Source organism: Hwangdonia sp. (assembly GCF_048381975.1).
Taxonomy (GTDB): Bacteria; Bacteroidota; Bacteroidia; order Flavobacteriales; family Flavobacteriaceae; genus Hwangdonia; species Hwangdonia seohaensis.
In genome coordinates, this window is the sequence record NZ_JBLWYT010000001.1 from 804,543 (window position 1) to 816,584 (window position 12,042).

6 protein-coding genes and 1 tRNA gene are annotated in these 12,042 nt (G+C 38.1%); 4 read left to right on the forward strand and 3 right to left on the reverse strand.

Annotation, left to right across the window (positions count from 1 at the left end):
• Position 1 precedes the first annotated feature (1 nt).
• Positions 2-1,849 (reverse strand): sulfatase-like hydrolase/transferase, encoded by a 1,848-nt coding sequence (locus ACN5J7_RS03515; RefSeq protein WP_418602762.1) that lies wholly within the window; start codon positions 1,847-1,849, stop codon positions 2-4.
• A 299-nt stretch (positions 1,850-2,148) separates the two neighbouring features.
• Between ACN5J7_RS03515 and ACN5J7_RS03520 the strand changes: the two genes are divergently transcribed.
• The 4 genes from ACN5J7_RS03520 to ACN5J7_RS03535 all read left to right on the forward strand — a co-directional run bounded on the left by ACN5J7_RS03520 (position 2,149) and on the right by ACN5J7_RS03535 (position 5,960).
• Positions 2,149-2,223: transfer RNA gene (locus ACN5J7_RS03520), tRNA-Pro, on the forward strand.
• Between the two features lie 388 nt (positions 2,224-2,611).
• Positions 2,612-4,057: a RimK family protein gene (locus ACN5J7_RS03525; protein ID WP_418602764.1), complete on the forward strand. Its 1,446-nt coding sequence runs from the start codon at positions 2,612-2,614 to the stop codon at positions 4,055-4,057.
• Positions 4,058-4,059: 2 nt separating this feature from the next.
• On the forward strand, positions 4,060-5,286 hold the full coding sequence (locus ACN5J7_RS03530) for a glutamate-cysteine ligase family protein (RefSeq protein ID WP_418602766.1): 1,227 nt from the start codon (positions 4,060-4,062) through the stop codon (positions 5,284-5,286).
• Complete coding sequence (locus tag ACN5J7_RS03535; RefSeq protein WP_418602767.1) at positions 5,283-5,960, forward strand: N-formylglutamate amidohydrolase; 678 nt, start codon at positions 5,283-5,285, stop codon at positions 5,958-5,960. Before ACN5J7_RS03530 ends, ACN5J7_RS03535 begins: the two co-directional genes overlap by 4 nt.
• 194 nt (positions 5,961-6,154) lie before the next feature.
• On the opposite strand, the gene purL is transcribed toward ACN5J7_RS03535, so the two are convergent.
• Both purL and ACN5J7_RS03545 read right to left on the reverse strand, forming a co-directional pair.
• Positions 6,155-9,817 (reverse strand): phosphoribosylformylglycinamidine synthase, encoded by a 3,663-nt coding sequence (gene purL / locus ACN5J7_RS03540; protein WP_418602769.1) that lies wholly within the window; start codon positions 9,815-9,817, stop codon positions 6,155-6,157.
• Between the two features lie 411 nt (positions 9,818-10,228).
• Positions 10,229-12,040 carry an endonuclease gene (locus ACN5J7_RS03545; protein WP_418602770.1) on the reverse strand — a complete coding sequence of 604 codons (1,812 nt, stop codon included), beginning with the start codon at positions 12,038-12,040 and terminating at the stop codon, positions 10,229-10,231.
• Positions 12,041-12,042 lie beyond the last annotated feature (2 nt).

Below are 12,042 nucleotides of genomic sequence, written 5' to 3' on the forward strand. Positions count from 1 at the left end.
ACTATTTTATTATGATTTCATCTATAAAAAACCAACCTAAATTACCAACGCCAGTGTGCCCTTCGGGAATGTCGCCTATGTTTTTTATGGTCAATTTTATATATCTGGTTTTTTCGTTTGTGCCCAGGGAAAGGGTATCGGTAAAATTATGTTTGTTATTGATTGTTTTTGAAATTTCAGATTGCATGGTTTTGCCGAAATTTACGCCATCATTGGAAAAAGCAACTTCGAAAAACTTTGGACTAAACACCCAATTTGAAGGGTTGTGTAAATAGCCAATAGTCACTTCTGAAATGGCCTTCGTTTCATTCAAATCTAAAATAAATTTCAAATCATTTCCTTCTTGTCCAATCCATTGCCCAGAACCATAATCCAAATAACCGCGTTTTCCGTCAATTAAAATCTCAATATTTTTATATCGGTTATTAAGTTCGGTTGTCGCCTTTATTTCACCGTTTATTCCAAGGTGATTTAAAGGTTTTGTTTTTTTAGGAATATCGGTTTCAAACCCGTGTTCCCAGACTAGAAATTTGGTTTTAAGAGCTTCAACCTTTTCGGGATATTGGGTTGCTAAATTATTCATTTCTGAAACATCATCATCTAAATTAGAAAGAAATAGAGCGTCCTGTTCCAAATCTAATTTGCCTTTATTTGAAGTGTCTTTAGGGTAACCCATAAGTTTCCAGTTGTTGTTTCTAACGGCCCATTGATTGCCGTATTTCCAGAAAGCTTCTGTTCGTTGTGAAACGGAGTTTGGTGTTTTAATCATTTCAGATAAATCCAAACCATCAACATCATTAGGTAAGTTATTAAAACCGCAAAGTGTCGCTAGTGTTGGCAACCAGTCTATATTCATAAAAAACTCATTATTGACAACGTTTTGAGGTAAATTGTTTGTCCAACTTAATATTGTAGGAAGCCTAATGCCGCCTTCAAACAAACTGCTTTTTGCACCGCGATAAGGCCCGGGATTTCCGCCGCCATTAAAGGCACGTGTTTCGGTTGAATGGCCGTTATCGGACTGATAAACAATTATGGTGTTATCCCGTATTCCGAGTGTTTCTAATTTGTCCATTAAAAAGCCTATGCGTTCGTCGATGGTTGAAATAAAAGCGGCATAATCACCTCTAGGTTTTTCAACATCTTTATAATAATTTCGCCATTTATCTGTGGGTTGATACGGATAATGTGGCATGTTGATGGCGTAGTACATAAAAAAAGGTACTTCTTTATGGTTTTCAACATATTTTAAAGCCCTATCCGAAGCTAAATCAGGAAAATATTCGCCATCGTAAAACACTTCTTTTCCATTTTCGTATAAATCGTGGACATTGGGACCAGCCCAAAAAAAGTAATGCGAATAGTTGTCAATACAACCTCTTAAATGCCCGAAAGAATAATCGAAACCTTGAGCATTTGGCGACGTTTCTGCACTCATGCCCAAGTGCCATTTGCCAATGTGTCCCGTTTTGTAACCATTGTCTTTAAAAAGTTCGGCAAGCGTGTATTGATCATTTGGCATACCATGTGAATTCGGAACGTGCGAAGTGTTGCCGTTCACGCCAGCATTTTGCGGATATTTGCCAGTTAACAATGCCGCTCTTGACGGCGCACAAACAGGAGCTGCAACGTAAGCTTGAGTAAAGCGCGTGCCTTGTTTTGCTAGTTTATCAATATTTGGACTATAAATATCTGAGGCACCGTAGCAACCTAAATCTATAGCGCCTTGGTCGTCGGTGTAAATAACAATAACATTGGGTTTGGTTTGGGTAAAACAGTGCAAACTAATACCTATTAAAAGTAAACTGAGCTGTTTTTTATTTGGAAGAAAAATGAAATTGATTTTCATGGTCTATTTAGTAACTCTTTAAATTTAAAAATAATATAAATTAATGTCATGTTTTTTTAGACCAATAACATGGCTATTGGTACAGAAGACTAATTTGTTGAACTTTATAAATCGCTCAAGGGGTAATTTGGTTATATTGAAGTGGTTACTTGCTGTTAATGATGCGTTATTCGAGTTAGTACATGTTGCGATTTGATAAACCGTTTTCCGAAATTGTTAAAATAGTTTGAATTTGGGTTTAATTTTTTAATAATAATGTTGCAGTAAAAAAAGCATTTAGTATTTTTGAAGTCGATTTTCGGGATGTGGCGCAGTCCGGTTAGCGTACACGGCTGGGGGCCGTGTGGTCGCAGGTTCAAATCCTGTCATCCCGACTAAATAGGTGTCAATAGACATTTTTAAATAGGTAATTATGTGATTTCAACGATTTGATTTATTGTTGAAATCATATAATTCTATTTAAAAGCATATTCAAGGTGTGCTAATTATTGCAACTCGTATTATATATGATTTTGAAGCGATTTAGCTTTCGTTAACGAATTCATTCATTATCCAAATTCCCCCAAACCAAAGGCTGTTCACTAGTTAAATTCTACTTCTGTTTCTTTCAAACATCTCGTGTTGTTTTACAAGCTATATTCTTTTTAGAAAATAAATAAACAAATCACCATAAACCACTGAAAATTATTAAATTCACTTTGTAAAAGCAATCAAAAAATAATATACATTTGCGCAAATTTTTAAAAGCGCAGTGCGCTCGAAATGAACAAATACATTGTTGTAAATCAGCCTGAAAAATGGAATTTTTCAACTGATAATGTTACAGTAATTTCCTCTCAGGATTATCTTACTAATCCCGAGTATTCCCTTATAAAAAACGCACGAATTTTCAATCTCTGCAAGAATTACTCGTATCAATCTAAAGGGTATTACGTATCGCTTTTGGCTGAAGCCAGGGGGCATTTACCAATTCCCACCACTAAAAACATTGTGGATTTAAAAGCTTTAAAACTGGTTAGAATTGTTTCCGATGAATTTGATGATGTGATTCAGCAAAGCTTAAAAAATATCAAGTCGCAAGATTTTACCCTGAGTATTTATTTTGGGCAAAACGTGGCACAAAAATATAAAGCGTTGAGCGCGCTTTTTTACAAGCATTTTCAAGTGCCATTTTTACGTGTAAACTTTAACCATACAACAAAGTGGAATGTACAAAGTATTAAGGCGATTGCAGAATCTGAAATTCCTAAAGATCACATCCCAAGTGTACACGAATTTGCAAACGAGTATTTTGCAAAAAAACGTTACGATACGGCAAAAGTAAATAATTACGATTTCGACCTAGCAATTTTGGTAAACCCGAACGATGCTGCGCCTCCAAGCAATTCGAAAGCTTTAAAAAAGTTTGTGGACATTGCGGAAAAAATGAATATCTATGCCGAAATCATTGAACCCAAAGACTTAACACGTTTATCTTCTTTTGATGCTTTATTGTTAAGACAAAGCACCGAAGTGAACAACGAGGCCTACACCTTTGCCAGAAAAGCACAGCAAGAAGGTATCGCCATTATCGATTATCCTGATGCCATTTTAAAATGCTGTAACAAGGTTTATATGGCCGAAGCTTTAAATAACGCCAATATTGCTACGCCAAAAACCGTTATCGTCCATAGCAATAATCGCAATTCGGTTTTAGAACAAACAGGATTACCCTGTGTTTTAAAAGCACCCGATTCTACCTTTTCTTTTGGTGTGAAAAAAGCAAAAACGGAAGAAGAATACGATGCTTTGGTTACTGAAATGCTAAAAGAATCCGACTTGATCATTGCTCAGGAATTTTGTCCCTCAGACTACGATTGGCGCATTGGGATTATTGATAACAAACCATTTTACGCGTGTAAATATTACATGGCTAAAGGCCATTGGCAGATTTATAACTGGAAGGCAACCGACAAAAACGAACAAGATGGCGATGCCGATTGTTTGCCCATTGAAGACGTTCCGAAAAACGTTATTGATATGGCATTGAAATCTGCTAAATTAATGGGATTAGGGCTTTATGGCATCGATATTAAAGTGGTAGATGGTAAACTGATGGTGATAGAAATCAACGACAACCCAAATATTGATTTTGGTGTAGAAGATGCACATTATGGCGATTTGGTTTATACCGAAATTCTATCAGCATTAAAAAAACGACTGGACTAAACATGAAAAAACCATTTCACTTATTCGACGTTTACGGTATCGAACTCGAATATATGCTTGTAAATAAAGATACTTTTAAAGTTGCACCACAGGTAGATGAGCTGCTCACCAAAAAAGCTGGCGAGCTAAAAGCAGATGTTGAAAATGGAGACATTGCTTGGAGCAACGAACTTGTAGCCCATGTTATAGAACTAAAAACCAATGGTCCTACAGAAAACACGGACGATTTAGCGGAGAAGTTTCACGCTAATATTTTGGAAATTGATGCGCTTTTACAACCTCTAAATCTTCAGCTTTTAGGTTCGGCTTCGCATCCTTTAATGAATCCAAATACAGATACACAACTCTGGAAACACAGTTATAGTGAAGTCTATGCGCTTTATAATACTATTTTCAACTGTAAAGGACATGGTTGGAGCAACGTACAAAGCACACATATTAACTTACCTTTTTACGACGATAAGGAATTTGAAAAACTGCATGCAGCCATTCGGATAATATTGCCATTATTACCGGGACTTTGCGCAAGTTCGCCAATTCTGGAAGGGAAAATTACAGGGTTTAAAGACACGCGATTGGAGTTTTACAAAACCAACCAAAAGGAAATACCTGAGTTAACAGGTTTGGTAATTCCGGAACGGGTGTTTTCTAAATTAGATTATCACGCTACCATTTTCGAACCTATAAAAAAGGCCATCAGACCTTATGATAAAAATAAGATTTTAGACCAGCATTTTTTAAATTCCCGAGGCGCTATTGCACGTTTTGACCGTAATGCCATCGAAATTCGATTGGTGGATATTCAAGAAAGCCCAAAAGCCGATATTGCCATTTGCGCTTTGATTATTGAAGTTTTAAAAGCATTGGTTAAAAAAGAGTTTGCTGTTTTAAAAGAGCAAAAGAGCTGGATAAAAGAAGCCCTATTCACTATTTTAAATGATGCGATAAAACATGGTGAAGATTCTGTAATTGAAGATGAAGCCTATTTAAAATTATTCAATTTGAAGCCGACTGCATCAGTAAAAGACGTTTGGAAACATTTATACCAAAGCGTAAAATCGACTTTGCATAAATCGCATCACGAAGCTATTGAACTGATTTTAGAGGAAGGCACCTTGGCAACGCGTATATTAAAAGCCGTTGGTAATGACACGTCAGAAAACCACATTGTTTCGGTGTATCGCGACATGCAAAAGTGTTTAAAAACCAATACGTTATTTAAGCCGTGAAACTTGTTTTAACTTGTGAGCACGGTGGAAATGAAATTCCTGAAGCTTATAGCGCATATTTCAAAAATAAAGACGTTTTAAAAACACACCGTGGTTTTGATTTGGGTGCATTGGATCTGTTTCAAACTTTAAAACCATTGGCCGATGCTTCATATTTCAGCACCACGTCTCGTTTGTTGGTGGAACTGAACCGTTCACGTAATCATAAAAACTTGTTTTCAGAATTCACAAAAAGCTTGCCTCGAAATGAAAAAGCTGAAATCATAAAAACACATTATTTGCCATACAGAACCGCTGTTGAAAATACCATAAAAACTTATATTGAAAATGGCGATTCTGTACTTCATTTATCCATTCATAGCTTTACACCGGTTTTAAATAATATCAGGAGGAACTGTGATATTGGTTTGCTTTATGATTCTCAAAAAAAAACCGAAAAACAATTTTGCAAACAGCTTAAAGCCCAAATTTTAAGGCAAGAAGCTAACTTAAATATAAGATTTAATTACCCGTATTTGGGAAAAGCTGATGGGTTTACGATGTATTTGAGGAAACAATGCCCTATTGATTATTTAGGCATTGAGATTGAAGTGAACCAAGAATTTGTTAACCATGGCGTTATGGATTCAAAATTGAAACGGGCTCTGTATAAGGCCTTAAAGGAATTGTATTAACATTTCAAACCCTGTATTTCAGTCGAAAAAAAGAGGCTGTCTAAAAAGTCTAACTTCTTGCCGTATGGAGTACTTCGACTGCGCCCAGCACAGGCTTTGTCGAAATAATTTAACTTATTGGCGACCAAGATTGGTTTTGACAAGCTCAACCTGATAAATTAAATTCAAAAAGACATTTTAGACAGCTTTTTATATTAGTTATTCTCGATCCACTTTCTGGCATTAACAAAAGCTTCTAACCATGGCGATGCTTCGTCTTTTCTGTTTTCTGGGTAATGTGCCCAATTCCATTGGAATGTGGAACGCTCAATATGAGGCATCGTTACCAAATGACGCCCCGTTTTATCACACATCATTGCGGTATTAAAGTCCGAACCATTTGGGTTATGAGGATATGATTCGTAACTGTACTTGGCAACGATATTGTATTTGTTTTCAGGATAAGGTAAGCTAAACTTTCCTTCGCCATGAGAAATCCAAACCCCTAAGGTTGTGCCCGCAAGTGTTGCCAGCATCACCGAATTGTTCTCTTGAATTTTTACCGATGTAAACGCACTTTCGTGTTTTTTCGAATCGTTATACGTTAATTTTCCGTGTACGTCGTGCTCTGGATTAACCAAGTCTAATTCCATCCAAAGTTGTGCGCCGTTACATATTCCAACAGAAAGTGTATCTTCTCTATTGAAGAAATTTTTAAGTGCTGTATTTGCTTTTTCGTTGTACTTAAAAGCACCGGCCCAACCTTTGGCAGAACCTAAAACATCGGAGTTTGAGAACCCTCCAACGGCGCCAATGAATTGGATGTCTTCTAAAGTTTCACGACCGGAAATCAAATCGGTCATGTGCACATCTTTTACATCAAAACCAGCTAAATACATGGCGTTTGCCATTTCGCGCTCGGAGTTACTTCCTTTTTCACGTAAAATTGCCGCTTTGGGCTTTGGTTTTTTCGAATCAATTATGGGGAGTTTTCCAGTAAAATGACTTGGGAAGGTGTATTGTAAAGGTTGATTTTTATAATTATTGAATCTGTCTTCTGCTAAACCATTTGCCGTTTGTTTTTGGTCGAGTAGGAAAGAGGTCTTGTACCACATATCCCTTAAACGGGAAACGGTCATGGTGAACACATCCGTTTTGTTGATGATGCTCAATACATCGGAAGTCGTTACTTTTCCTATGTTAAAGAATTCAATATTTGCCGCTTTTAAAGCAGTTTCAACGGACGCATCTTTAGCTTGAAACACAATACCCGAATTTTCGGAAAACAACACTTTAAATGAGTCTGCTTCATTTAGTGCCGTAAGATCTAATTCTGCTCCAAGATTAGTGTCGGCAAAACACATTTCTAACAATGTTGTAATTAAACCACCCGAAGCCACATCGTGCCCTGCAACAATCTGTTCGTCTTTAATTAGTTTTTGAATGGTGTTAAATACATTTTTAACATAAGATGCATTTTTTACATTTGGTGCATCATTTCCTATTTTATTTAGGATTTGAGCAAACGAGCTTCCTCCCAATTTAAAATCGTCTTGCGAAAGGTTGATATAGTAAATATCTCCGCCATTTCTTTGTAAAACGGGTTCAACTACTTTGTTGATGTCATTACAATTTGCTGCGGCAGAAATAATAACGGTACCGGGAGAAATAACCTCTTCGTTTGGGTATTTTTGCTTCATGGAAAGCGAATCTTTCCCAGTTGGGACGTTAATTCCCAAATCGATGGCAAATTCCGAAATGGCTTTAACCGCCTCGTACAATCGCGCATCTTCACCTTCGTTTTTACAAGGCCACATCCAGTTTGCCGATAATGAAACGGATTTCAATTCTTCTTTTAATGGTGCCCAAATGATATTGGTTAATGCTTCGGCAATACTGTTTCTGCTGCCGGAAACGGGATTGATTAACCCAGAAATAGGCGAGTGCCCAATGGAGGTTGCAATACCTTCTTTTCCTTTGTAATCCAATGCCATAACGCCAACATTGTTAAGCGGAATTTGTAACGCACCAACACATTGTTGTTTGGCTACTTTTCCGCCAACGCATCGGTCAACCTTATTGGTCAGCCAATCTTTGCAAGCCACCGCTTCCAACTGTAAAACTTGGTCTAAATAATCATAAAAATTATCAGGATTATAAGTTAAATCACTGTAATTTCTTTTGATTGTTTTATCGGTCATTACTGTTTTTGGCGAACTGCCAAACATGTCTTCCATAGCTAAATCCATAGGTTTGTTGCCCTGGGTTTTAGACTGAAATGTAAAGCGGTCGTCTCCCGTAACATCACCAACGGTGTACATGGGCGAACGCTCTCGTGCTGCGATTTTCTGTAGTGTATCTATGTGTTTTTCAGCAATAACCAAGCCCATACGTTCTTGAGATTCGTTGCCAATAATTTCCTTATCGGATAATGTTGGGTCGCCAACCGGAAGTTTATCTAAATCGATATGTCCGCCCGTATCTTCAACCAGTTCCGACAAACAATTTAAGTGCCCTCCAGCCCCGTGGTCGTGAATGGAAACGATGTGATTTTCATCACTCTCCACCATACCTCGAATAGCGTTTGCAGCACGTTTTTGCATTTCAGGGTTGGAACGTTGTACGGCATTTAACTCGATACCAGACTCAAACTCGCCGGTGTCTGCCGACGATACCGCGGCACCACCCATTCCAATACGGTAGTTTTCGCCACCTAAAATAACTATTTTATCACCTTTTTTGGGCGTGTCTTTTAAGGCTTGTTCCGCTTTGGCGTAACCAATTCCTCCGGCTTGCATGATAACTTTATCGAACCCCAGTTTCCGAGCTTCTTCCTCATGCTCAAACGTTAATACCGAACCGCAAATTAAGGGTTGCCCGAACTTGTTTCCAAAATCGGATGCGCCGTTTGATGCTTTTATTAAAATATCAATGGGCGTTTGGTACAACCATTTGCGTGCTTTAAATTTTTGCTCCCACGGGCGATTGGCTTCCAAACGAGAATACGATGTCATATAAACCGCTGTCCCCGCTAATGGCAGTGAGCCTTTTCCGCCAGCAAGTCTATCTCTAATTTCGCCTCCAGAACCTGTGGCAGCGCCATTAAAAGGTTCGACGGTTGTTGGGAAATTATGTGTTTCCGCTTTAAGCGAAATAACTGAGTTAAAATCCTGAGTGGTATAATAATCCGGTATATCGGCACGTTTTGGTGCAAATTGTTCCACTTTTGGACCTTTTATAAAAGCGACATTGTCTTTGTAAGCCGAAACAATATCGTTAGGATGTTGCTTCGAGGTTTCTTTTATAAGCTTAAAAAGCGATGTTGGCTTTTCTTCGCCATCAATAACAAAGGTGCCATTAAAAATTTTATGACGACAATGCTCTGAGTTCACTTGCGAAAACCCAAACACTTCCGAATCGGTTAATGGGCGCCCTATTTTCTTGCTCACACCGTTTAAATATGCAACTTCTTCATCGCTAAGCGCCAAACCTTCTTGTTGGTTGTAAGCCGCAATATCTTCAATGTCTAAAATAGATTCTGGTTGAATATCAATGGTAAACGACTCTTGATTTAACCCTTTGAATTTTTCAGAAATCATGGGGTCGAAATCCTTAAAATCTTCGGCAATCGCTTTAAATTCTTCAATTCTAAAAATACCATCAATACCCATGTTTTGGGTAATTTCAACGGCATTGGTGCTCCATGGTGTAATCATTGCAGCGCGAGGACCAACAAAAAAAGCATCTAAAGATGCTTGTTCCAATTTTGGTTCATTGCCAAAAAGCCAAGTTAATTTTAAAATGGCTTCGGTTGATAATTCTTTTGTTGTTTGAACAGCAAAAACTTTGCTATTTGCGTTTCCAAAGAAGTGAATCATTAGGTCTTGATTTGTTTGTGTTTAAAGAAAGTGCAAATTTACTTCTTTTTAGTGGAATTTTAAGCAAAAATATAATGCGGAAAATTTAGAGTTATTAAGGGGTTTTTAACAGGCGCTTTTGTTTTTGGGCGTTACCCGATGGGTCGGGCTTTCCGCTATATCTTTTTTGTGCTAAACTTGTTTCAGTATCTCGTCAAGTTTGTTTTCCAAATTGTAAATACGTTGTAACACAAACTTTATAGTTAAGCACAAAAAAGGATGCCGCTGCAATCCCTAACGCGCCTATCCGCCCATACGGTTGTTTAACCCATGATTTTGTCATTTTTGCGAAGACAGGAATTAAAATATACGAACTTTTTTTTCAGACCTAACAGGTTTTTGAAACCTGTTAGGTCTTACTATTTAAGGTTTTTACTTAATTAGCTTTTTAGAAATACTGCCTTTGTCCGAATCCATTTTAATGATAAAAATACCTCGGTTTAGGTTGGAAACGTTAATCGTTTGATTGTTTCTGTCCAAAACACCCGATAGTATTGGTTTTCCTAAAATATTGTAAATGGTGTATTTAATATTTTCAACCGTGCTAATATTTAAAATAGGGCCATTTAAGGGGTTTGGAAATATTTTTAAATTATTCAAATTTTCATCCTCTGTACTTAATGCCGGATAACAGGTCCATGTTAAATCATCTATAATTACCCGATCTCCCCCAGAAGTGGATTCGGAGATGGTTATAATTACATTTCCGGTAACATTTATGTCTGAAATTGTTGTGGTTTGTACGGTGTCGTCATAGGGTATAGTGCCTACTAAATTACCGTTTACTTCAACTTCCAAAGCGCCAGTGCCACCAGAAAACGCACGTTGGGTTGAAACCGTTAAACTACCCACGCCATTCGGTAAATTAGGCGATGAAACAGAGCCCGCGGTCGAACCTCTATTATCTATGGCAATGGCCCTGTTGTTTAAGACCTGATCGGTTCTTGCTTCGGTAGCAACCCATGTTCCGCCATCGTCACCGGTCCACATTCTATCTGAATACGAGGTACTGGATGCTGGCATATTTTGAAAAGTTTCAAAAGCACAAGCATTTCCGCCTCCAGCTGCTAAAGTTGTTGCATTTACCGGTTGGCTTAACGGGGAAGGGTTGTTTGCCAAATCTGTAGCTAAAACCGCAAACTCATAAGTTGTTTCGGAAGATAAACCTGTAACCGTAAAACTTGTTGCCGAAGAATTTGTGGATACATAATAAGCGTTGTCCACATATATGTTGTACGCCGTAACACCAACGTTATCCGTGGAGGCGGTCCAATCTAAATCTACCGTGGTGGCCGTCTCATTTGATGCCATTAAATTCGTGGGTGTTGTTGGTGCTTCGGTATCGGCGGGCGGATTACTGCCCCAGCGATTTGTAGCTGGACTGCCTCCCCATATTACCGTTGCTAAATAGGGGTTATCTATAAAAGGGTTTCTGTTACCTTGTGCATACGTATTGCTGGTATTTTCATGATAGGTATTTCTGGCATCTTCAATTGTTGAAACAGGATCGTCTGCATTCCATTGCAATAAAAGGTTAATCATATTGGAATCAACAGAATTTGTTGTGCCAACTGTCACATAAGAAGGTAAGCATTGCGAGCCATACCTCAAGTACATATACATAATTATTCGGGCAACATCACCTTTCCACTCATCTCCGGGATACCAATTACTGCCAACTTCAGTTGCATTGCCACTGCCGTCATCAAATTTTCTGTTACCTCTATCTTGATTCATTTGAATGTCAGACGGTCTTAAGTTATGCGCATCGGCATAAGGCGCATTGTTGGTTCCGTTAGTGTCTAATCTGGGGTTGCCTAATGAATTTGGAAACGTGTGTTCCCTATTCCAATGGACGCCATTGGTTCCTCCGTTTAGCGTTTTGCTCCTCGATCGGTCTGTTACATGATTTCCGTCGCCATCATTGTAGCCGTAAATCAATAATACGTTTGCGCTATTTAGTGGGTCTTCATCGGTAATTTTATCTGCTTCCCATATTCCCGGGGTGTACGAAAGAAAATTTGTGTGTTTTGCAACCGTTTTAGTGGCCAAATCATTAAACAAATCCATTTGCGTTTGGGAGAAATCAACATCCGTATAATAGGCCTGTAAGTTTGCAGGGGGCGTTAATTGCGCAAACGAAATGGAGGCAATTAAGAAAAACAGAAAGTAAAGATGCTTCATTT